Source organism: Thioclava arctica (assembly GCF_040892615.1).
Lineage (GTDB): Bacteria > Pseudomonadota > Alphaproteobacteria > Rhodobacterales > Rhodobacteraceae > Thioclava > Thioclava arctica.
This window is the reverse complement of record NZ_JBFRYC010000001.1, coordinates 339,550-361,689: the sequence shown is the minus strand read 5'-3', so window position 1 is coordinate 361,689 and position 22,140 is coordinate 339,550. Positions and strand designations below refer to the sequence as shown.

Annotated in this window: 25 protein-coding genes; all 25 read right to left on the bottom strand. The window is 61.6% G+C overall.

Annotated features, from left to right (window positions below; genetic code table 11):
• Window positions 1-43 precede the first annotated feature (43 nt).
• The 25 genes from AB4874_RS01925 to AB4874_RS01805 all read right to left on the bottom strand — a co-directional run bounded on the left by AB4874_RS01925 (window position 44) and on the right by AB4874_RS01805 (window position 22,013).
• Window positions 44-499 (bottom strand): host attachment family protein, encoded by a 456-nt coding sequence (locus tag AB4874_RS01925; RefSeq protein ID WP_295536939.1) that lies wholly within the window; start codon window positions 497-499, stop codon window positions 44-46.
• Complete coding sequence (locus AB4874_RS01920; protein WP_295536937.1) at window positions 499-726, bottom strand: hypothetical protein; 228 nt, start codon at window positions 724-726, stop codon at window positions 499-501. The genes AB4874_RS01925 and AB4874_RS01920 overlap by 1 nt, the downstream gene beginning before the upstream one ends.
• Window positions 727-873: 147 nt before the next feature.
• Entirely contained in the window at window positions 874-1,473 is a 600-nt protein-coding gene (locus AB4874_RS01915) for a superoxide dismutase (protein ID WP_295534325.1), read from the bottom strand.
• Window positions 1,474-1,605: 132 nt separating this feature from the next.
• Window positions 1,606-2,838: a tryptophan synthase subunit beta gene (trpB, locus tag AB4874_RS01910; protein ID WP_295534322.1), complete on the bottom strand. Its 1,233-nt coding sequence runs from the start codon at window positions 2,836-2,838 to the stop codon at window positions 1,606-1,608.
• Between the two features lie 136 nt (window positions 2,839-2,974).
• Window positions 2,975-3,646 (bottom strand): phosphoribosylanthranilate isomerase, encoded by a 672-nt coding sequence (locus AB4874_RS01905; RefSeq protein WP_368390733.1) that lies wholly within the window; start codon window positions 3,644-3,646, stop codon window positions 2,975-2,977.
• A 3-nt stretch (window positions 3,647-3,649) separates the two neighbouring features.
• Window positions 3,650-4,006: a LapA family protein gene (locus tag AB4874_RS01900; protein ID WP_366929951.1), complete on the bottom strand. Its 357-nt coding sequence runs from the start codon at window positions 4,004-4,006 to the stop codon at window positions 3,650-3,652.
• 6 nt (window positions 4,007-4,012) lie between these two features.
• On the bottom strand, window positions 4,013-4,300 hold the full coding sequence (gene ihfB, locus AB4874_RS01895) for an integration host factor subunit beta (RefSeq protein WP_295534317.1): 288 nt from the start codon (window positions 4,298-4,300) through the stop codon (window positions 4,013-4,015).
• Window positions 4,301-4,593: 293 nt separating this feature from the next.
• Window positions 4,594-6,273, bottom strand: coding sequence for a 30S ribosomal protein S1 (rpsA, locus tag AB4874_RS01890; RefSeq protein ID WP_295534315.1), 1,680 nt, complete (start codon window positions 6,271-6,273; stop codon window positions 4,594-4,596).
• A 198-nt stretch (window positions 6,274-6,471) separates the two neighbouring features.
• On the bottom strand, window positions 6,472-6,966 hold the full coding sequence (locus AB4874_RS01885) for a BLUF domain-containing protein (RefSeq protein ID WP_295534310.1): 495 nt from the start codon (window positions 6,964-6,966) through the stop codon (window positions 6,472-6,474).
• A 99-nt stretch (window positions 6,967-7,065) separates the two neighbouring features.
• Window positions 7,066-7,611: a glutathione peroxidase gene (locus AB4874_RS01880; RefSeq protein ID WP_368390732.1), complete on the bottom strand. Its 546-nt coding sequence runs from the start codon at window positions 7,609-7,611 to the stop codon at window positions 7,066-7,068.
• Window positions 7,612-7,708: 97 nt separating this feature from the next.
• Window positions 7,709-8,275 carry a hypothetical protein gene (locus AB4874_RS01875; RefSeq protein ID WP_368390731.1) on the bottom strand — a complete coding sequence of 189 codons (567 nt, stop codon included), beginning with the start codon at window positions 8,273-8,275 and terminating at the stop codon, window positions 7,709-7,711.
• Window positions 8,276-8,310: 35 nt separating this feature from the next.
• Window positions 8,311-8,895, bottom strand: coding sequence for a (d)CMP kinase (locus AB4874_RS01870; protein WP_368390730.1), 585 nt, complete (start codon window positions 8,893-8,895; stop codon window positions 8,311-8,313).
• Window positions 8,896-9,016: 121 nt separating this feature from the next.
• A complete protein-coding gene (gene aroA / locus AB4874_RS01865; protein WP_368390729.1) occupies window positions 9,017-10,363 on the bottom strand; it encodes a 3-phosphoshikimate 1-carboxyvinyltransferase in 1,347 nt (448 codons plus the stop codon).
• A 301-nt stretch (window positions 10,364-10,664) separates the two neighbouring features.
• Window positions 10,665-11,018 carry a hypothetical protein gene (locus AB4874_RS01860; RefSeq protein WP_368390728.1) on the bottom strand — a complete coding sequence of 118 codons (354 nt, stop codon included), beginning with the start codon at window positions 11,016-11,018 and terminating at the stop codon, window positions 10,665-10,667.
• A 236-nt stretch (window positions 11,019-11,254) separates the two neighbouring features.
• Window positions 11,255-11,680: a hypothetical protein gene (locus tag AB4874_RS01855; RefSeq protein WP_368390727.1), complete on the bottom strand. Its 426-nt coding sequence runs from the start codon at window positions 11,678-11,680 to the stop codon at window positions 11,255-11,257.
• A 59-nt stretch (window positions 11,681-11,739) separates the two neighbouring features.
• Entirely contained in the window at window positions 11,740-12,660 is a 921-nt protein-coding gene (locus AB4874_RS01850) for an XdhC family protein (protein WP_368390726.1), read from the bottom strand.
• 10 nt (window positions 12,661-12,670) lie between these two features.
• Window positions 12,671-13,843: a M20 aminoacylase family protein gene (locus AB4874_RS01845; protein ID WP_368390725.1), complete on the bottom strand. Its 1,173-nt coding sequence runs from the start codon at window positions 13,841-13,843 to the stop codon at window positions 12,671-12,673.
• A gap of 11 nt (window positions 13,844-13,854) precedes the next feature.
• Window positions 13,855-14,445: an SRPBCC family protein gene (locus AB4874_RS01840; RefSeq protein WP_368390724.1), complete on the bottom strand. Its 591-nt coding sequence runs from the start codon at window positions 14,443-14,445 to the stop codon at window positions 13,855-13,857.
• On the bottom strand, window positions 14,445-15,338 hold the full coding sequence (locus AB4874_RS01835; RefSeq protein ID WP_368390723.1) for an NAD(P)-dependent oxidoreductase: 894 nt from the start codon (window positions 15,336-15,338) through the stop codon (window positions 14,445-14,447). The genes AB4874_RS01840 and AB4874_RS01835 overlap by 1 nt, the downstream gene beginning before the upstream one ends.
• Window positions 15,335-17,713 carry a xanthine dehydrogenase family protein molybdopterin-binding subunit gene (locus tag AB4874_RS01830; RefSeq protein ID WP_368390722.1) on the bottom strand — a complete coding sequence of 793 codons (2,379 nt, stop codon included), beginning with the start codon at window positions 17,711-17,713 and terminating at the stop codon, window positions 15,335-15,337. Before AB4874_RS01830 ends, AB4874_RS01835 begins: the two co-directional genes overlap by 4 nt.
• Window positions 17,710-18,207, bottom strand: coding sequence for a (2Fe-2S)-binding protein (locus AB4874_RS01825; protein WP_295534278.1), 498 nt, complete (start codon window positions 18,205-18,207; stop codon window positions 17,710-17,712). Before AB4874_RS01825 ends, AB4874_RS01830 begins: the two co-directional genes overlap by 4 nt.
• Complete coding sequence (locus AB4874_RS01820) at window positions 18,204-19,073, bottom strand: FAD binding domain-containing protein (RefSeq protein WP_368390721.1); 870 nt, start codon at window positions 19,071-19,073, stop codon at window positions 18,204-18,206. The genes AB4874_RS01825 and AB4874_RS01820 overlap by 4 nt, the downstream gene beginning before the upstream one ends.
• A gap of 4 nt (window positions 19,074-19,077) precedes the next feature.
• On the bottom strand, window positions 19,078-20,187 hold the full coding sequence (locus AB4874_RS01815) for an ABC transporter ATP-binding protein (RefSeq protein ID WP_368390720.1): 1,110 nt from the start codon (window positions 20,185-20,187) through the stop codon (window positions 19,078-19,080).
• A 13-nt stretch (window positions 20,188-20,200) separates the two neighbouring features.
• Window positions 20,201-21,166 (bottom strand): carbohydrate ABC transporter permease, encoded by a 966-nt coding sequence (locus AB4874_RS01810; RefSeq protein ID WP_368390719.1) that lies wholly within the window; start codon window positions 21,164-21,166, stop codon window positions 20,201-20,203.
• Between the two features lies 1 nt (window position 21,167).
• Window positions 21,168-22,013 carry a carbohydrate ABC transporter permease gene (locus tag AB4874_RS01805; RefSeq protein ID WP_368390718.1) on the bottom strand — a complete coding sequence of 282 codons (846 nt, stop codon included), beginning with the start codon at window positions 22,011-22,013 and terminating at the stop codon, window positions 21,168-21,170.
• Between the last annotated feature and the right edge of the window lie 127 nt (window positions 22,014-22,140).

Below are 22,140 nucleotides of genomic sequence, written 5' to 3'. Positions count from 1 at the left end.
ACCGAAGCGATGCTCGGCCCCCCTCTTTATGCTCGCGCAGCCCTTACGCGTCGCTCAGCTCATCCGTGATGATCTTTTCGATCTCGTCGATGGGATGATTGGTCAGGGTCTTGTCGATCTCGCCGACCAGCACGGCCTCAACCTCTTTGTGCAGGCTGTGACGAATTTCGCCCAGAATGCGCGGCGCGGCGGCAATCACCAGCCGCTTGATGCGCCCCTGATGCACCATCCTGAATAGCGTTTCGGCCAAATCATCAGCAAACCGCATTTTGGCCAGTTGGTGCCAATCCGTCTCATCATAGGCCGAGCGTTGCCCCGGCCCGCTATCAGCCATCCGCCCCGGCCTATCAGTGCCCTGTTCGCTATCAGGCGGATTGTCTTGCTCGTCGACCCGGCGCACCACCAAATTCGGATTCTGCGCATCCATCATGTTTTCCAAGAACAGCGCCTTCTCGCCATCCGCGATTACAACCCATGTTTTATTGGTCAGTTTGGTCATCACATCTTCTCCTTGCTGCCGCTTTCGCGCTGATCGCCCCCCAAGGGACGCGTTGTGCCAGACGATGTCTCATCCAACTTCTTTTTCTCGTCGCGCGTGCCGATCTTGCGTTGCAGATTGCCCCCGGCGCTGCCCTGCCCTGCGGGCGTGTCGATATCCTCGGGGCGCTGGCCCAGTATCTCTTCGGTCTCCCGCTTACCATCTTTGGAGCCTGTGCGCTGTGCCATCGTATCCTCCGATCTTTTGTGAGTGTCTGGGAAAGAAACCCCCGGCAAGGCGGACCGGTTCCTGTGAAATCTACCGCGCGGGCAAGGAGCTGGCAAAGAAAAAGGGCGCCCCGACGGGACGCCCTTTCCTAGAAACTGGCTGCGCGATCAGAGACGCGAGGCCACGTTTTCCCAGTTCACCAGCTTGTCGAGGAAGTTGCTCAGGTAAGCCGGGCGCTTGTTGCGGAAGTCGATGTAATAGGAATGCTCCCACACATCGCAGCCCAGCAGCGCGGTCTGACCAAAGCAGAGCGGGTTCACGCCATTCTCGGTCTTGGTGACCTTGAGACCGCCATCGGCCTCTTTCACCAGCCACGCCCAACCCGAGCCAAACTGACCCGCACCGGCAGCCGCGAAGGCCTCTTTGAATTTGTCGACCGAGCCAAAAGTATCTACCAGCGCTTTTTCCAGCTCGCCCGGCATCTTGTCGCCGCCCGGACCCATCATTTCCCAAAACTGGGTGTGGTTCCAATGCTGCGAGGCGTTGTTGAAGATGCCATTTTGCGCCACTGCGCCGGCCTGATAGGTGCCCTTGATGACCTCTTCAACCGACTTGCCTTCCCATTCGGTGCCAGCAACGGCCTTGTTGCCATTGTCGACATAGGCCTTGTGGTGCAGGTCGTGGTGATATTCGAGCGTCTCTTTCGACATGCCAAGACCGGCCAGCGCGTCATGGGCATAGGGAAGATCGGGAAGTTCAAAAGCCATTTTATCCTCACTCAGTAAGAAGGTTCGTGGGTTCCCCTTTAAAGAAGCGCTCACAGGTCCAAGGTCAAGGCCGTTATGCACACAACTCAGCGTGCCACCCCTGCCCGCCGCCCGAGCGACCTCCCCCGGGCCTTACATCCCCATGTCAAAGCCCAGATGCTTGGCCACGGCGAAAATATCCTTATCGCCGCGCCCACACATATTCATCACGATGATATGCTCGGGGGGCAAGGTCGGGGCGATCTTCATCACATGGGCCAGCGCATGGCTGGGCTCCAGCGCGGGAATGATGCCCTCAAGACGGCACGAGAACTGGAACGCCTCCAGCGCCTCTTTATCGGTGATATTGACGTATTGCGCGCGGCCCGTGTCATGCAGCCAGGCATGCTCCGGGCCGATCCCGGGGTAATCCAGCCCGGCAGAAATCGAATGGCCCTCAAGGATCTGACCATCGTCGTCCTGCAACAGATAGGTGCGGTTGCCATGCAGCACGCCGGGGCGCCCGCCGGTGAGGCTCGCGCAATGCTCCATCTTTTCATCCACGCCGTGACCACCTGCCTCGACCCCAATGATATTAACCGAGGGATCATCCAGGAACGGATGGAACAGCCCCATCGCGTTCGAGCCGCCCCCGATCGCAGCAATCAGCGTGTCGGGCAGACGGCCTTCGCCCTCTTGCTCTTCAAGCTGCCAGCGCACTTCCTTGCCGATGATCGACTGGAAATCGCGCACCATCGCGGGATACGGGTGCGGCCCCGCCACCGTGCCGATGCAGTAGAACGTGTCGCGCACATTGGTCACCCAATCGCGCAACGCATCGTTCATCGCATCCTTCAGCGTGCCTCGGCCCGATTTCACCGGCACCACCTCGGCGCCCAACAGACGCATGCGGAACACGTTGGGCGCCTGACGCTCGACATCCGTGGCCCCCATATAGACCACGCATTTCAGACCAAAGCGCGCACAGACCGTCGCTGTCGCCACACCATGCTGACCCGCGCCCGTCTCGGCAATGATCCGGGTCTTGCCCATCCGGCGCGCCAACAAAATCTGGCCCAGCACGTTGTTGATCTTATGCGCGCCGGTGTGGTTCAACTCGTCGCGCTTGAGGTAAATCTTCGCGCCGCCCAATTCCTCGGTCATACGCGGCGCAAAATACAGCGGGCTCGGACGGCCAACATAATGTTTCCACAGATCGTCCATCTCGGCCCAGAAACTCGCGTCGGTCTTGGCGTGCTCATATTGCGCCTCAAGCGCAAGGATAAGTGGCATCAAGGTCTCAGACACAAAGCGCCCACCATAAATACCAAAGCGCCCGTTATCATCGGGCACGTTCATGAAAGAGTTGATCAGATCGTCGGCCATGTCTCACCTCACGCAGAGTTCTTGTTCGGGATGTATCGACAAAGCGCCCCAAGATAAAGCGCCCGCCCTTTCATCTAGCCAGAAATACTCCGGGGGAGTCTCCGCAGGAGACGGGGGCAGAGCCCCCACCCGGCCCTCAGCCGTGTGCTGCCTCAAGAAAGGCGCGGATCCGGGCCGCATCTTTTACCCCCGGCGCGCTTTCAACGCCCGAAGAAACATCGACCTGACGCGCGCCAGTCAGGCGGATCGCCTCGGCCACATTCTCAGGCGTCAGCCCCCCCGCCAACATCCACGGCTTAGCCCATTCGCGCCCCGCAATCAGGCGCCAGTCGAACGCCAGCCCGTTGCCGCCGGGCAGCGCGGCCCCTTTGGGCGCTTTGGCATCAACCAAGATCTGATCCGCGACCGCCTCGTATTCTGCAATCTTGGACAGATCGCCCGTCTCGGCCACGCCCACGGCCTTCATCACGGGCAGGCCAAACCGCGCGCGAATCTCGGCCACGCGCGCCGGGCTTTCGCTGCCATGAAGCTGCACCATATCAAGGGGCACTGCGGCGCAGATCGCATCCAGCTCGGCATCTGTAGCATTCACCACCAGCGCGACTTTCGCGACACCGGGGGGGACTTCAATCGCCAGATTGCGCGCCTGCGCGATCTCAACATGGCGCGGCGATTTGGGAAAGAACACAAAGCCAAGATAGCGCGCGCCCGCTTGGGTGGCCGCAGCCACATCCTGCGCGTTGCGCAAGCCGCAGATTTTCACCCGCACCGCGCCTGGCGCGCCGCGATCAATGGCAAGCGTGGTCATGGCTTAACGCGCAGGCGAATCAAGCAGCGCCAACACGTCATCCTTGGGACCGTCGCTTTTATGGCGCAGCGTTTTCACCTCGGCCTCAAGCTTGTCGGCCTTGCGCGTGGCACGGCTGGCGGTGCGACGCAGCTTGGCCTCGCGGATCCATTCCCAGACGAACCCGATCAGCAGCCCCAGAATCACCCCTGCGAACACCACAAGGAACAGCGGCATCTGCAGGCTCCAGCTATAGCCAAGGAAGCTTCCCGCCTCATTGGGCAGCAGCCGCAACGTGACGATATCGCGGTTGGCCAAGGCCAAAGCGATCAACAAGATGGCCAGAAGGCCCAGAAACAGCAGCCGAAGCGCACGCATCATCTTGGCTCAGCCCTCTTGTCCGTTCAACCGGTCGCGCAGCAGCTTACCGGTCTTGAAAAAGGGAACGTGTTTCTCGTCCACTTCGACCGCCTCACCGGTGCGCGGGTTGCGCCCAACGCGTGCATCGCGCTGTTTGACCGAAAATGCCCCAAAACCGCGCAGTTCAACCCGGTCGCCCGCTGCCAGCGCTTCGGTGACCTCGTCGAAAATCGTATTCACGATCTTCTCGACATCTCGCTGGAACAGATGCGGGTTATCCTCGGAAATCTTCGCAATCAACTCAGATCGGATCATCGTTATTCCCCCAAGGGTGGCGCCGGGTTATGCCCCCGGATTCATCGAACCTATTGAGACGACTATAGGATCAAACTTTGGAGCAAGAAACAGCAAAGGCTTGAAATTTCGGGGGGTTCACCGCCTGTTGGCTGCGATAAAAGCGGATTTCCGCTTTTGCAAATGCAGAAAACAGCAATGCAAAGCGCAAAAATCATCCGCACCGGGCGCATACTCCGAATCGCTTATAGACGCAAAAAGGCCCCGCCGATCGGGCGGGGCCTTTCGCGTGACAGGACGGGCCTGCCAGTGTCTTAGTTGTCGCCCTTGAGAGCGGCACCCAGGATGTCGCCAAGCGATGCACCCGAGTCCGACGAACCGTATTGTTCCACGGCGTCTTTCTCTTCGGCGATTTCGCGTGCTTTGATCGACACACCCAGTTTGCGGGTCTTGGAGTCAACGGCGGTCACACGCACGTCAACCTTGTCACCAACGCCGAAACGCTCGGGGCGCTGATCGGCACGGTCACGGGCCAGATCGGAGCGGCGGATAAACGACTTCATGCCGTTATATTCCACTTCGATCCCGCCATCTTCGATCGCAGTCACTGCAACGGTGATGATCGAGCCACGCTTCACGCCGTCAACGGCATCAGAGAACGTGTCGGCATCCAGCGCCTTGACCGAGAGCGAGATACGCTCTTTGTCGGTGTCCACTTCGGTGACAGCGGCTTTCACCATGTCGCCTTTGCGGAACGACTGGATCGCCTCTTCGCCGCGCTGCTCCCAGCTCAGGTCGGAGAGGTGAACCATGCCGTCGATGTCGTTGTCGAGACCAACGAACAGACCGAATTCGGTGATGTTCTTGACTTCGCCTTCGATGATGGTGCCCACCGGGTGGGTTTCGGCAAAGACTTCCCACGGGTTGCGCATGGTCTGCTTGAGACCAAGGCTGACGCGGCGCTTGGCGGTGTCGATTTCCAGCACCATGACCTCAACCTCTTGCGAGGTCGAAACGATCTTGCCGGGATGGACGTTTTTCTTCGTCCACGACATTTCCGAAACGTGCACCAGACCTTCGACGCCCGGTTCCAGCTCAACAAATGCACCGTAATCGGTGATGTTGGTCACGCGGCCGGTGTGAACCGACTCGAGCGGGAACTTGGACTCAACGGCATCCCACGGATCGGACTGGAGCTGTTTCATGCCCAGGCTGATACGATGGGTTTCCTTGTTGATCTTGACGACCTGAACCTTGACGGTTTCGCCGATCGCAAGGATCTCGGAGGGGTGGTTCACACGGCGCCATGCCATGTCGGTGACGTGCAGCAGGCCGTCCACACCGCCGAGATCGACGAATGCGCCGTATTCGGTGATGTTCTTGACGACGCCTTCGACTTCCTGACCCTCGGTGAGGTTCGCGATGACCTCGGCGCGCTGTTCGGCGCGGCTTTCTTCAAGGATAGCACGGCGCGACACGACGATATTGCCGCGGCGACGGTCCATTTTCAGGATTTGGAAGGGCTGCTTGAGACCCATCAGCGGGCCTGCATCGCGCACGGGGCGCACATCGACTTGCGAGCCGGGCAGGAACGCAACAGCGCCGCCCAGATCAACAGTGAAGCCGCCTTTGACGCGACCAAAGATAGCGCCTTCGACGCGGTCTTCTTTCGCATAGGCTTCTTCGAGACGATCCCAGGCTTCTTCCCGGCGAGCTTTCTCGCGCGAAATAACAGCCTCGCCACGCACGTTCTCGACGCGGTCAAGGAATACCTCGACTTCGTCGCCAACTTCGATTTTGGGCGCTTCGCCGGGATCGGCAAATTCTTTAAGGTCGACGCGGCCTTCCATTTTGTAGCCGACGTCGATGATGGCTTGACCGGCCTCGATGGCGATCACTTTGCCTTTAACGACAGATCCCTCTTGGGGGGTGTCGATCTCGAGGCTCTCATTCAAGAGGGCTTCGAATTCTTCCATGGTTGCTTTAGCGCACATGCGGTTTTAGTTTCCTTTTCATAGTCGGTTTACTGGCCATGCGGTTGGCTCCGCCGGTCTTTCATTGAATATGCCGATCCGGGCCATGGCGATGCCAGACCCTTTCAGACCGCGCCGATATAGGTGGGATTCGCCGCTACGGCAAGCTTTCTTTGGCCTGCGTGCGCAGCGGGAACGGCCATTTCACCCCGGCGCGCGCTACTGTGCGGCTGAAATTCGTGCCAAGTATTCGACTTCGCTTTCCAGAGGCGCGCGCGCCATCGGCTGGATCGAGCCGAACTGCATCGCGGAATGCGCCGCGCGCACCAGCCCGTCCCAAACCATCTGCACACGATCAGGCGTCAGGGTCGGACGCGCGCCGTCAAGATCGCGCTCTAGCCCCAGTTCGGAATCGATGAAATGATCATAGCCCATCGACCAGCTTTCAAAGGGCGACTCCGCTGGCGCAGGCGCGCGCAGCAACAGGTCCAGATCGCTATGGCGCGGATCCTCGGTCAGACGCCGATACAACACATCCATCGCATCGGCCGGCCCATGCAGCGCCTGAACGAACTGATCGCCCGTGCGCCACAGATAGCCCGTGATCCCATGCGCGGCATTGTTGAGCAACGCACTGCGCAGGATATCGCGATCACTGTCGTCGAAATCGGCGAAAGCGGGAATGGAACGGTAAAGGAAGTGAACAAAACCCATGGCAGATATCTCGCGCAAAGCTACAGACCTAAATTCTGACACGGCCGCAGCGCGCAAGCTATAGCAGAAGACATAGCGCGCAAAAATTCCCCCCTGCCCCTACATCGCCTGCGATAGCGCCGCCTCGATCGAACCCGTTATCTTGCTCGACAGCGGCGCGGCACCTGCCCGGAAGGTCTCAATCACCGCGCCATCGCGGCCCAGAAGCACCTTGTTGAAATTCCAGTTCGGCTCAAAGCCCTTCTCGGCGCGCAACCAGGCATAAAACGGATGCGCCTGCCCCCCCGAAACGTGTGTAATCTGCGCCATCGGTAATTCGGCACCAAAGGTCATTGCACAATAGCGCTTGGCCTCTTCGCCCGATTTCAGTTCCTGTTTGAAATCGTTGGAAGGCACGGTCAGGACCACCAAACCCTTGTCGCCATAGCGATCCGCTAGCGCCTGCAACTCGCTGAATTGCCCGGCATAACCGCATTTCGAAGCGGTGTTCACCACCAACACCACCTTGCCCTTGTAATCGGCCAGTCTCATCTGACCGCCCTCAATCAGATCAAACCGGATATCGGGCGGCACGTCAGGGCTCGCAACGGCGAGGCTTGTCATCAGAGCAAAGGCCATCAGGCCGGCGACACAGCGGGCAATCATCGGTCAAATATCCTTGCGAAACCAGACGCAGTGAAAACGCGCTCAAAGGCGGCTTGGTTCACCGTTTCGTGAAGATATATCCAAAACACCTCATTTGCTAATCACAAATGCGGCTAACCTCGCGGTATCGTGGCGTGACAAATTCAGGCTTTTCCATGGGATCCCGGGGGCTCACCCCGGGCATTGGTGCATCGGGTTTGATACGCACGCTCTCGGGATCCAGCGCGAGGCGTTGACAAATCCCAAGGCTCGTTTGCACAATCGCACCCAAATCGCGCAGATCCAGCAGATGGCCGCCTTTGCGCGCAAAACCACTCACACCGAAATCCAGCGGCGGCTCAAGCACAAAGCGCTGCGTTTGCGCCCCAAACAGCGCGCCACGGCCCTGCCAATCCGCAGCCTGACCGCTCGCGATCTGCACCTCGAACCGGCCCGGAGGCACTAGCAGCCGAAAGAAATCGCCGCCACGCGCATAGGCTCCGATCACGTCGCGCCCGGTCGCCACATCGCGCAAAACAAGGTAATAATCGCGCCCCTTGGCGGTTTTGACCTGCAAGGGTAACGTGCGCGGCAAGGCGGTGTCAGACCAGAGCAGACCTTGAGGGCGGTCCTGCCCAACAGCAGGTCCGGCAAGCAACAGGCAAAGGCAAATCAAACGCAGCATTGCCCTGATATGGGGTGCCGCTGCGCAAACGCCAATTATCTGCGGCGCGCTGCGATCAAATCGCAGGCTGCTTGCACCGCCGCGTCGACACCCATTTCCGACGTATCCAGCACCAGCGCATCTTCGGCCGGACGCAGCGGCGCATCGGCCCGGTTCATATCGCGCGCATCGCGTTCGCGTACATCCGCCAGCACCTCACGCTCATCCCCCCCCAACTCCAACCAACGTCGATGCGCGCGCACTTCCGGGCTTGCCGTCACAAACAGCTTCACCTCGGCATCCGGACAAATCACCGTGCCAATATCGCGCCCATCCAGCACTGCCCCACCCTCGCGGCGCGCAAACTCGCGCTGAAATTGCACCAGCGCGGCGCGCACCTCGGGGATCGCGGCAACTTTCGAGGCCACCTGCCCCGCTGCCCCCGTGCGCAAATCTTCACGCTCCAGATCTTGGGGCCCAAGCGTTTGCGCGGCCACCACCGGATCGCCGCCCTTGACCCCGACCGCACGATAGAGCGCGCCCGTATCTAGATGGGCAAAGCCAAACCGCGCCGCCACGGCCCGGCTGATCGTGCCCTTGCCTGCAGCGGCAGGGCCGTCAATGGCAACCGTAAAGCGCATCCCCTTGGACCTTTCCTCGCTTGCCCCCTCAGACGCCTCCGGCGGGAGTATTTCTGGCTAGATGAAACCAAACCAGTCTTTCATCTAGCCCCAAAGACTCCTCGCGGAGCGTCCTGCCCTGTCAAATCTCGCGCCGGATCGTGGCCCCAAGCCGCGCCAGCAAATCCTCAAAGATCGGGAAGGAGGTGGCAATCGGGCTGCCATCATCCACCGAGACCGGATTTTGCGCCGCCATCCCCAGCACGAGAAAACTCATTGCGATGCGGTGATCGAGATGGCTGGCACAGATTGCCCCGCCCGGCACGCCCCCCGGTCCCATGCCATGAACGATCAGCGTGTCCTCGTCTTCTTCGATGCGCACACCGCAGGCCTCAAGCCCGCGCGCCATTGCATCAATCCGATCACTTTCCTTCACGCGCAGCTCATGCACACCGGGCATCCGCGTGACGCCCGTGGCACAGGCTGCCACGACCGACAGCACCGGGTATTCGTCGATCTGGGCCGAGGCGCGGCTTGCGGGCACGTCGATGCCATGCAGCTCAGAATAGCGCACACGTAGATCGGCAACGGGCTCGCCACCCTCTTCGCGTTCATTGAGAAATTCGATATCCGCGCCCATGTCACGCAGCGTGGTAAACAGCCCGTTGCGCGTTGGGTTTTGGCTGACACCGGGCACCAGAATATCGGACCCTGGCACGATCAGCGCCGCACAGACCGGAAAGGCCGCCGAGGACGGATCGCGCGGCACGGCGACCTCTTGGGCGACCAGTTCGGGCTGGCCTTGCAGCGTGATCACCTGCCCCTCATCGGTCTGCTCGACGCTGACATCCGCGCCAAAGCCGCGCAGCATGCGCTCGGTATGATCGCGGGTCGGAATTTTCTCGATCACGACGGTCTGGCCCGGCGCGTTCAGCCCCGCCAGCAGCACCGCCGATTTGACCTGTGCCGAGGCCATCGGCGGCGTGTAGCGCACCGGCACCGGATCGTGTGCGCCCACAACCGTCATCGGCAAGCGCCCACCTGCGCGGCCATAGCTTTGCGCGCCAAACAGCGCGATCGGATCGGTGATGCGCCCCATCGGACGTTTGCGCAAACTGGCATCACCCGTGAAGGTCGCAGTGATCGGCGACGTCGCCATGCAGCCCATGATCAGCCGCACGCCCGTACCCGAATTGCCGCAATCAATCACCTGTTCGGGCTCGGCGAATCCGCCCACGCCGACACCATGGACCGACCACGCGCCCGGCCCGTGGCGCGTCACCTCAGCCCCAAATGCGCGCATCGCTTTCGCGGTATCCAAAACATCCTCGCCTTCCAGCAGGCCCGTGATCTTGGTTTCGCCTACACAAAGCGCGCCAAAGATCAGCGCGCGGTGGCTGATCGACTTATCCCCGGGCACCTCGGCAGTGCCGCGCAGCGGGCCCGATTTATGGGCTGTCATCTTGATCGGATCGCCGTGGCCGGTCATGGTTTTCTCCTGTTTATCGCGCCTGTGTTAGCGCGATCCGGCCCGAGGCGGAAGCCCCCGCTGCGCGCCTCTTCCTCTTGACTGAAATATCCCGGGGGGCTGTCAAAGCCTTGGCTTTGGCAGATGGGGGCCGCGCCCCCAGTTTGACCGCTATTTGCCGATCTCCTCTGAATCTCTCGATCAGGAGTATTGGCTGCTCTGAGGCACACAGCAAATCGCCGAGATCAGTTTCGATCTCGGCGTTCAGGTGCGGTGGATTTGCTGGATCCAGTGTGAGGGGGATCCTTCGGACTAAAGTGGCTTAGTGCTCATTGGCCAGATGCACCCAGTCTGGATCCTTCAAGAGGGGCGAGAGCCGCTCACAGACGTGGCTCGGGGCTGTGCCAGCGGCTGGGGACGCCGTGGCTGTCTTTGCGATGGCGCTGATCTTTTTCTCGAGCGCCCTTTTCTGGGCCTCCAATTCCTCCATGCGGGGCTTCAAATTGGCATAGGGCGCGTCGTTTTCGAGCGAACGCACGAGGTTCTTAATTCTCAGCTCGGTACCATCCAGCGCCGCTACCAAGGCAGGCAGTTCTTGGTCTGGCGGGTTTTTGCGAAGCTGGCTCAGCGCATCTTGAAGAGCGGTATCAAAGACTTCAGAGATTGCGTCCAACACGAGCGCTTCCTGCAAAGCCTTGAAGACCCAAGATTCGATCTCGGCTTGACGCTGCACCCATAGAGCACGTTGCTCAGCTCTACGCGCAGTTCTTACGGGGTAAAATCAGCGGTGTGTGTGATGGGTCATCTTAGAGTCCTTTCGGTGGGATTTTGAGAGAGACGAGCTGCAAGATCCGGCCGCCTTATGTGGATGGCGGACGGACATTGCAATCCAACCAGCCGCCCTTAGGACAGCTAGAGGCGCTTGGGACGGTAGACCTCGACGCGGCGTTTGAGGAGCGAGCGGATCTCGCGCTTTGCACGGGCGAGACTCTGGGTGACCGCGTTGAATTGCGGGCGCTGTGCGGCGTTCAGGCGGCCGAGGATCGCGCCCGGTTCGAACAGCTCGGACTCCGGGTAAATCATCAGCCGATGCAACGCGCGGAAGATCGTTTCTTGAGGCAACCCGAGGCGGGGCGACAGCGCGATGAGAACCTGACGGCGGCACTCTGGGCCGACACCTGCGCCCTTTCCCCAATTGCGACGTAGCGCACCCAACCCGCTGAAGCTGAGGAAACGGATGCGATCAACCCATTTTCCGAGTTCAAGCCACCCGCGACCGTCTGCCCGCGCGCGGTGAAAGCCCCGATAACGGTGCAAGTCGAGCTGCTTGTCGAGCAAGGGGATGGCGAGAGTGGATAGGATTCGCGCGGGTGTTCTCGGGACCGTGGGCACGAATTTCAGACGCCGTTTTCCACCTGAGCCAGCACCTCGGCCAGCACCGATACGGCCAGCAGTCGCGGATCGCGCGCAGAGCGGATCAACCCGATCGGTCCGCGCACCCGCGCGCGCGTCGCCGCATCGATACCGCGTGCCCGCAAACCTTCCAGCCGTCGGTTTTGCGTGCGCACACTGCCTTGCGCGCCGATGTAGAAAGCGGGGGTTGCGAGCGCCGCCTCAAGGATCTCCAGTTCCCAATCATGATCGTGAAAAAGAAAGATCACGGCCGTGCGCGCGTCGATAGCGGCCTCGGGAAGGATCCCAGCGCGGTCCAACATACGAACCGAGCAACCTGCAGCGATGGCATTGGCGAATGTGGCGTCCTCAGGCGTGAACAGAAGATGCGGCGCGCCGGTGGCCCGCACCAGATCCGAGAAGAACACCGCTTCGGCACCTGCGCCAAAGATCACGAAGCGCGGCTTTGGGCGAAACGCGACGCGCAGCGCGTCCAGTTTGCCGGGCTCCGCGCCCTCTTGTGCGAAATCCAAACCGCCAGCAGCGCTTAGCCACAGTGCTGTCTCTTCGCGGCGCGCGCGCCTTGCAGCAAGCTCACACAACAAAGCCCGGTCCGGCGCGGGTATAACGGTGATCTCAAGTGCACCTCCGCAGGGCAGTTTCAAATCGAAAAAGGGCGAGCCCGCGCCATAGTGCAGCTTGCGAACCTGCCCGTCGGCCAGCGCAGCACGCGCATGTTCGACCACATCTTCCTCGATACAGCCCGCGCTGAGCGCCCCAACGCGCCGACCGTCATGCAAGATCGCCATCGCCGTGCCGACATTACGATAAGCCGGGCCTTCGATGCCAGAAATCACCGCGATCGCGCCGGGCGCGTCGGACCGTGCCAGTTCGAACCACGGATCTTGCGCGGCAGGATGGGTCAAGGCCGCCCCCTCAATCGTTCGCCCCGGTCAGCGCACGGCGTGCAACCTCGACGAAAAACTGCACGCCCAGCGGCAGGATCGCATCGTTGAAATCATAGTGAGGGCTGTGCAGGTTGCGCCCGCCCTCGGCCGATCCATTGCCAATCCAGCCATAAGCGCCGGGCACCTTTTCCAGCAAGAAAGCGAAATCCTCGCTCGCCATGCTGGGCGCGTAATCGGTCTGCACCGCATCGCGGCCCAAGATCGCCTCGGCTGCGCGGCGCGCAGTTTCGGCCGCCTCGGGGGCGTTAATCGTGGCCGGGTAGCGGCGCTGATATGTGAGCTGCGCAGTTGCGCGATAGGCTGCGGCGATCATTTCGGCGCGGTGCGTCATCTCGGTCTGCACGAAGTCGCGCGTTTCGGGTCGCAAGGTTCGCACCGTTCCGCGCAAGATCACCTCTTCGGGAATGACATTAAGCGTGTGACCCGCATGGATCTGCGTCACCGAAATCACTGTCGCATCGGTCGGATCCACCGCGCGGCTGACAATGGTTTGCCAGGCCAGCTGCAACTGTGCGGCCAGCGTGATCGGGTCGATCCCCTCATGCGGCATCGCGCCATGCGATCCCTTGCCGATCACCTTCAATTCGAACGTGTCGAAAGCGGCCATCACGGGACCTGCGCGCATCGCGATCCTGCCTGCCTCCAGCCCCGGCCAGTTGTGCAGCGCATAGATGCTGTCGAGCGGGAAATGTTCGAGCAATCCATCTTCGATCATCACCCGCGCGCCACCTTCGTTTTCCTCAGCGGGCTGGAAGATGAACACCACCGTGCCCGGCCCCGGCGGATCGGCCGCCATCGCCTGCGCGGCCCCCAGAAGCATCGTGGTATGCCCGTCATGGCCACAGGCATGCATCTTGCCGGGAATTTCCGAGGCATAGGTGGCACCGGTCAATTCCGCTATCGGCAGCGCGTCGATATCGGCGCGCAAACCAACGCACGGGCCCTCGCCATTGCGAAGGACGCCGATCACACCGGTTCCGGCCAGCCCCTCATGAACCTCGAGTCCGAACCAGCGCAGACGCGCGGCGATGAAGGCGGCGGTCTCGTGTTCCTCGAAGGCCAGTTCGGGGCGGCGATGCAGCGCGCGCCGCCATTCGACAAGCTGGTCTTCCATCGCCTTGATCGCCGGGGTGATATTCATCGCGCGTCCTTTCAACCAAAGAGCCAGCAGCCCCCGAGCCCAAGCCCGAGCCCGACCAAAAGCCATGCGACACGGTCGATGAGCGGGATATGCCCCGCCGCAACGGCGGCCATCGCGCCCGGTTGGGTCGCGCCCTCGCTTGCGGGAACCGCCGTATCCACCTCGCCGGTCACGACCCGCGAGAAGGCATTGAAGAAATCCTCGGCATTCTTGCGCGCCACGCCCTGAATCAACCGCCCGCCGACTGCGGCCAGTTTGCCGCCCACCTCGACATCGGCGACATAGGACAACCGCGTGCCCTCGCCTTCATGCGCGAGCCGGATGTCCGCGCCCCCCTTGGCGAAACCCGCAGGCCCGCCCTGCCCGCGCCCGCTGATCCGGTAAGAGACCGGGGGCACCAGATCGGAGAACTCGACCTTGCCGCGAAAGCGGGCCGAGACCGGGCCGACCCGCGCCACAACCGTCGCAGTATATTCGGCCTCACCAGTCTGTTCCATCGACTCGCAGCCCGGGATCGCGCGGCGCAGCACCTCGGGGTCGTTGAGCCCGCTCCACACCGTTTCGGGATCAGCCGGGATCAGGTGATCTCCCTCGAACCGCATCACCCCGCCTCCGCATGGATCGCGTTATAAACCCGGTAGAGCGACTGCGTGCCCTCTTCTCCGAAACCATTGTCGATAAGCGTGAGATACAACCTGCGCGCCAGCGCGAGACCGGGCAGATCGAGACCCAGTTTTTTGGCCTCTTCCAGCGCAATGGTCATGTCCTTGACGAAGTGGTGGATGAAGAAACCCGGTGCGAAATCCTCGTCCACCATCTTCGGCCCAAGCCCGTTGAGCAGGAAACTCGAGGCCGCCCCGGTTCCGATTACCTTGAGAACCTGCAACGGGTTCAGACCGGCGACACGCGCGTAGCTGACGCTTTCAGCCACCGCAAGCATGGTCGAGGCGATGGCAATCTGGTTGGCCATCTTGGTGTGCTGGCCAGAACCCGCCTTGCCCATCAGCGCAATATTCGCCCCCATCAATTCCAATACCGGGAGCACCTGATTGAAGGCACTCGTCTCGCCCCCCACCATAATCGCAAGCTTTCCCGCCTTCGCACCGACATCGCCCCCCGACACTGGAGCGTCGAGCGCCGAAATCCCGCGTTCAAGCGCAGCCTGCGCGATCCTCGCGGCCAAGGCCGGGCTCGACGTGGTCATGTCGATCAACACGGCTCCCGGTCGCGCCTTGGCGACGATCCCGCCCTTGGAGAGGTAGACTTGCTCGACATCGGCGGGGTAGCCCACGATGGTGATCGTGATATCGCTGACTGCGGCCACGGCACCGGGACTGTCAAACCACTGAGCGCCCTGTGCGACCAGAGCATCGCCCTTGGCGCGGGTGCGGTTGTAGATATTGAGAGGGTAACCCGCGGCGAGGATATGCCCCGCCATGTGCTGCCCCATGATTCCGAGTCCGATGAAGCCGACGCTGGGTTTCTGTTCTGTCACGGCTGGGTCCTTTTCTTTGGGCTGGGCGCTGCCTCTCGCAGGAGCGCGCGAATGGATTGCGGGGTCAGCGGAAGACGCTCAATCGTCACGCCGCGAGGCGCGAGCGCATCGCTCACTGCATTGGCGATCACGCCGATTGCGCCCATCACTCCGCCTTCGGCCATGCCCTTGATCCCAGCGGGGGTGCGGCGGTTCGGAGTATGGTGATGCAGGATTTCGAACTCGGGCAATTCGTTCGGGGACGCGACAAGGTAATCGGCGAGCGTCGCAGAGAGGTTCTGCCCCGAGCCGTCATAAACAACCTGTTCGAGCAGCGCGCCGCTTAGCCCCATCGCGATCGCACCTTGCTGCTGGCCGCGCACCACGATCGGGTTGAGAACGGTGCCGCAATCCTCGGCGACGAGATACCGGTCGATCGAAATTGCGCCGGTGCGCGGATCGACCTCGACCTCGCAAGCATGGGTCGAATTGGAATAGGTCATCGCAGGCGGATCGTAGCTATGCGAGAAGTCGAGCCCGGGCGCGATCCCCTCGGGCAGCGCTAACGGGTCAAGATAGGCGCGCCGCGCGACATCCGCCAGCGTGAGACCCGTCTCCTGCCAGTCGTCGTCAATCATTCGTTCGATCTGACCCGCGCGCATTCGCAGCTCGCCAGCCCCGTTGAGATCCAGCATTGAGGCCGCAATCACGAGCACCCGCTCGCGCGCTTTGAGCCCACAGAGATAGAGCGTTCCGCCCCCGGCGGTCGCGCCGCGTCCACCGCGGCTGCCCATGCCATAGGGCGCGACATCGGTGTTGCCCATGTGGACCGTGACATCTTCCGAGCGCACGCCAAGCCCTTCGGCAACCGCCTGCGCAAGCGGGCTCTCGTAGCCCTGTCCCGTGCCCATCAACCCGACAGAGGCATTGACCGCCCCGCTCGGTTCGATCCGTACCCAAGCCGCTTCATGCCCTGATCCCGGAATGCCGGCAGACTTGTAGAATTCCGATCCGTAGGTCGTGCTTTCGATCACCGTGCACAGCCCGAGCCCCAGATACCGGCCTTCGCAAAGTGCCTGCGCTTGCCGCTCGCGGAATGCCGCGACATCGATCGCGGCAACCGCGGTCTCAAGCGTTTCCCGAGGGGTGACATCCTCGAGGAGTTCGCCCGTGGGCATCTTATAGGGCAAGTCTTCCGGGCCAAGCGCATTGATACGGCGCACCTCGATCGGGTCGAGGCCAAGCTCGCGGGCAATGGCGTCGATCGTGCCCTCCATCACCCAGCTTGTTACCGCCATTGGCGCGCGCATCGGGCCAGCGCCGCATTTGTTGGTCAGCGCGACGCGGACCTCATAGGCGTAGTCTTGGATCCGGTAGGGCCCGGTCATGATAAGTGCGATAACCCGGGCCATGTAATTGGCCGGAAAAAAGCAGTAGCTGCCGAAATCCTCGTCGAGCTCAAGCTCAAGACCGAGAATCCGTCCGGTTTCGCTTACCGAGGTGCGGGTGCGGCACTCGTATTCCCGCGCATGAGCGGCGGCCATCAGGTTCTCCATGCGATCTTCGCGCCAACGCAGCGGGCGGCGCAAGTGACGCGAGAGGGCCGCCACCGTGAGTTCCTCACGGTAGAGCGCGATTTTCTGACCGAACGCACCGCCCACATCGGGGCTGATCACCGTGACCTGGCTTTCCGACAGACCCAGCCGCTTGGCGAGCTGGCTGCGCAAAGGGTGCGGGACCTGATTGCCGATATGCATGTTCAGATGCGCTCTTCCGTCATCCCAATCGGCAAGGCAACCGCGCGTCTCCAGCGGGACATGCGTGTGGCGATGGAGCGCGAAACGGGCCTCGATCACGCGATGCGCCTCGGCCCGACGCGCCGCTGGATCGCCGACACACAGGCTCTGATGCGAGACCATGTTGCTGGACAAGGTTTCATCGACCAGAACCGCGTCGGGCGCGAGGGCCTGCGCGATCGAGGTCACCGCAGGGAGTTGGTCATATTCGACGGTGACACATTCGGCGGCATCCTCGGCGAGGTAGCGATCGGTCGCGACCACGCAGGCCACCGGATCGCCGTGGAAACGCACTTTCTCGATCGGAAGAGTCGTGAGCTCGGTCGGTTGCAGCCCCTCAATCGGCGGCGCGATGCGCAGCCGCGTCGTCAATTGATCAAGGTCGCGCCCGGTGAAGATACCAACGACCCCCGGCATTTCAGAGGCTTCGGCGCTGTCGATTCCGAGGATGCGCGCATGGGCGTGGGGCGAGCGCACGAAGCTCACATGCAGCGCGCCGGGAACGGCAAGATCGTCGAGATAGCGCCCGCGGCCAGTGACGAGACGTCGATCTTCCTTGCGCGGCAGGGCGCGGCCGATCTCGGTGAAGGCGCTGCTCATACCGACTCTCCACGCATCCGTGCCGCAGCCTTCAACACCGCGGCCACGATATTCTGATAGCCGGTGCAGCGGCACAGATTGCCCGACAACACATCGCGCACCTCGCTTGCGGTGGGGGTCGGGTTCTCGCGCAGGTAATGCTCGAAGGTCATCACGATGCCAGCTGTGCAGAAACCGCATTGCAGCCCATGTTCCTCGTGCAGCGCCTGCTGGAGCGCCGAAAGCGCATCGGGCCGTCCCACGGCCTCGATCGTCGTGACCTCATGCCCCTCCATCTGGGCAGCGAAGGTCAGACAGGCGCGGGCCGGACGCCCATCGATCAGCACGGTGCAGGCGCCGCAGACGCCGTGTTCGCAGCCCACATGTGTGCCTGTCAGGCCAAGATCCTCGCGCAGCACATCCGACAGCAGCTTGCGCGCGGGCACCTGCAGATCATGTGTCTCGCCATTCACGCTTAGTGAAAGCGTCAGGGGTTCGTGTGTCGAAGCGTTCATGCACCCTCCTCCCGGTTCAGAGCAGACTGGAACGCGCGAACAACAAGCGTTTCGGCGAGTTCCCGGCGGTAGACGGCAGGCACCTGCTCACTGTCCTCGGGCGCAATCGTCGCGGCGACCGCCGCCGCGAGGTCGCGAATGGTGGTTTCATCTGCCGGTCGGCCCTGCATGCGCGCTTCGATTTCGGGCAAGCGCAACGGGACAGTCTCAACACCGCCGAGTCCGATCCGCAGCGCATCGATTTTGCCCTCCTCGTCGCGCGCGAAACTCAGCGCGACGCTGACAAGCGCGAAATCGCCGTGACGGCGGGAGAAATATTCGAAGGCCCACAAACCGCCAACCGGGAGCGGAAAGCGCAGCGCGGTGATGAGTTCGCCATCGCGCAGATCAACCGTCATGATCGATTGCAGGAAATCGGACGCGGCAACCTCGCGCGTTCCCTCCGGCCCCGCGATCACCAGCGATGCGCCGAGCGTGACCGCGATCAGCGGCAACTGGGCGGCCGGATCCGCATGGGCGAGACTGCCGCCGATCGTGCCGCGCTGGCGAATAGCGTAGTGCCCGATAGTTGCGGCGGCGGCACTCAAAAGCGGCAGACTGCGCCGCACTTCCGGCGCGTTGGCAAGGCGGTGATGGCGCGTCAGCGCGCCAATCTCGACGAAGCTATCCGTCACCCGGACGCTGTCCAGTTCGATCAGGTCATTGAGATCGACCAGATGTCCCGGTCGCGCCAGACGCATGTTGAGCATCGGCCCCAGGCTTTGGCCACCGGCAAGCGGCTTCGCGGCGGACCCGTGCGCGCGCAAAAGCGACAGGGCGTCCGCTAGGTTCGCAGGCCGGTGATAGAGGAATGGGGCCGGTTTCATCGCTTTATACTGCGTTCCAGATCAATGACTGACCGGTTTCACGATCAAAGACATGCAGGCGGTTGAGATCCACAGCGAGCGTGATTTTTTCGCCGAAGGCATGGCGCAGATCCTTGCCGACGCGGAAGAACAGCTCTTTTCCCCCGAAATCCATTCCCAGATATTGATCCGAGCCGACCGGAAGCACCGAGTTCACGGTGCCACTAAGCGCGTTGACTTCAAGCTCCGCAGGGCCTTCCGCGACATCCTCAGCCCGGATTCCCAGCCGGACCTCGCGGCCCTCCTGTCCTTTCAGGCGCGCCGCGTGCGCCTCCGGCAGCACCAGACGCAGCTCGTCGCGGACAAAATCCATTCCACCGTTCGATCCGGCCTCGAGCACGCCGTCAAAATAGTTGATCGGCGGGCTTCCGAGGAAGGACGCGACGAAAGTGTTCGCCGGTCGCTCATAGATGTCGTCCGGCGTGCCGATCTGCTGCACCACCCCATCGTTCATCACCACGATACGGTCCGCAAGCGTGAGAGCCTCGGCCTGATCGTGGGTCACGTAGACGAAAGTGGTCTCCATCGCGCGATGGAGTTCCTTGATCTCCGCGCGCATCGAGATGCGCAAGGCCGCGTCAAGGTTCGAAAGAGGTTCGTCCATAAGGAAGACCGACGGCGCACGCACCATCGCCCGGCCCAGCGCTACACGCTGGCGCTGGCCACCCGAAAGCTGCGACGGGCGCCGATCGAGCAGATGCGAAATCTCGAGTTTCTGCGCGGCGTCGCGCACGCTCTTGTCGATTTCTTCCTTCGGCACGTTCCGCATCCGCAGTCCAAAGCCGATATTCTCATAGACCGTCTTGTGCGGATAAAGCGCGTAGCTCTGGAATACCATCGCGACGTCGCGCTTGTGCGGCGGAACGTAGTTCACAACCTGCTCGTCAAAGATCAGATCACCATCCGACACCTCCTCGAGCCCCGCAATCATATTGAGGGTCGTGGATTTGCCACAGCCCGAGGGGCCAAGCAGGACGATGAACTCACGATCCTCGATATCGAGGTTGAGATCGCGAACGGCATGGAAGCCGTTGGCGTATTTCTTGTTGACGTTTGTGAAACGGATCCGGGCCAAAACGTTATCCTTTCTAACCTTTGACTGCCCCGGCGGTCAGACCGGAAACGATGTAGCGTTCGAAGACGATGGCGACGATGACTGGCGGCACTATCGCCAGCACGCCTGCGGCGTTGAGGAATGAGAAACTCACGGTGAAATCAGAGGTGAACGAGGCCAGCAGGATCGGCAGGGTCTGCGACGCCGAGGTCTGCGTGAACATCAAGGCGAGCAGGAACTCGTTCCAGCTGGTAAGGAAGGTGAACAGCACCACGGCCACGAGCGAAGGCAGCGAGAGCGGCAGAAACACTTTGATCAGCGCCTGCAGCCGCGAACAGCCATCAACCCGCGCGGCCTTATCCAATTCGTCCGGCAAGCCCTCGAAATACTGAATCAGGATGAAAACCGTGAATGGCACCGTGACTGCGAGATAGGTGATCACCAGCGACCAAAGTGTGTCGAGCATCCCCAGTTTGCGGATCACAAGGAAGAAGGGCACGACCAGCGCAATATCGGGAATGACGCGTGTGAGCAGGATGAAGTAGACCGAAGCGTTGCGCCCCCAGAACCGTATCTTCGCGATGGCATAGGCGGCTGGCACGCCGACAAGCAGGTTAAGGATCACGACCAGCGTCGCCACGATCAGGCTGTTCCCCATCGAGGGCAGCAGGTTCTTCGCGGTCGAGGGGATAAAGTTACCCGCCGCCGGATCGGTGCCCGAGCGCGTCTCGTAGGTAACCGGCGCGCTGTCTCCGGCAGTGAAAATCGCCTTGAAATTGCCCAGCGTGGGCTCATCGGGGATCCAGTGCGGCGGGATCGAGACGATCTCGGTCTCGGTCTGGAAGGCCGAGGAGACGAGCCAGGAAACCGGAGCGAGCACATAAATCGCGAGGACAATCGCAGAGACCAAGATCACAACGCGCTGGACAATGCGCGCCATGGCCTGGCGGCGACGGTAGTCGATCGTGTCGACGGGAGGGGTGATAGGCATATTGGTCATGTCAGATCTTGCGCCCCAGCGTTCGGATGAAGAGGTAGGAAAGTGCGAAGGTCGCGATTGCGAGCAGGTAGGACATCGCGGCCCCGCTACCGAAAGAGAGGTTGCGGAAGGTTTCGACATAGATGTGCCAAGACAGCACATGCGAGGCGCTGCCAGGCCCACCCTCGGTCAGCACGAAGAACAGGTCGAAATGGCGGATCGCCATCATCGTCTCGTAGATCATCACCAGCATGAAACCGGGCTTCATCGCAGGCAGGGTGACATGCACGAAGCGCTGCCAAACCGTCGCTCCGTCGACGCGCGCGGCCAAATACAGATCCGCCGGAATTGACTTAAGCGAGACCAGAAGAAGGATCGTGGCCAGCGGCACTTCCTTCCACACGAAAGCATTCGCAATCAAGAACAGCGTCTTGTCCTGATCCCCCAGCCAGACCATGTATTTATCTATGAAATCAAGCTGATAAAGAATGCCGTTCAGCGCGCCATAGCTGGAATCGTAGATCCATTTCCACATCAGCGCGTTCGCGACATAGGGGATCGCCCAAGGCACCAGCAGGATCGTGGAGAGAAGACGGCGACCGCGGAATTCCTGATTCAGCAGCAGCGAGACAAGCAATGCGATGACGGCGATCGCGCTGACTGAGACGAGCGAGAAACTCACCGTGCGCCAGACCGCGCCCCAGAAAGCCTCGTCCCCCAAAAGATCGGTATAGTTCTTGAGACCAACGAAAGGGGTCCGGTTCGGGCGCGTCAGCTTGATGCTGAAGAAGCTGATATATAGCGAATAGGCGATCGGGAAGACCGCGACCGCGCCCAGCACAGCCATCACCGGAGCAAGAAACAGCATGGCGCTGCGCTCCTCGTATCCTAGCCGCCATCTCGGGCGTGTCGCCCCAATCATTGTATCCGCCACGTCATGCTCTCCCGTTGCCCTGCCCGACAGTCGGCGGGCCTTCTAAAAGGCCCGCCTCGCC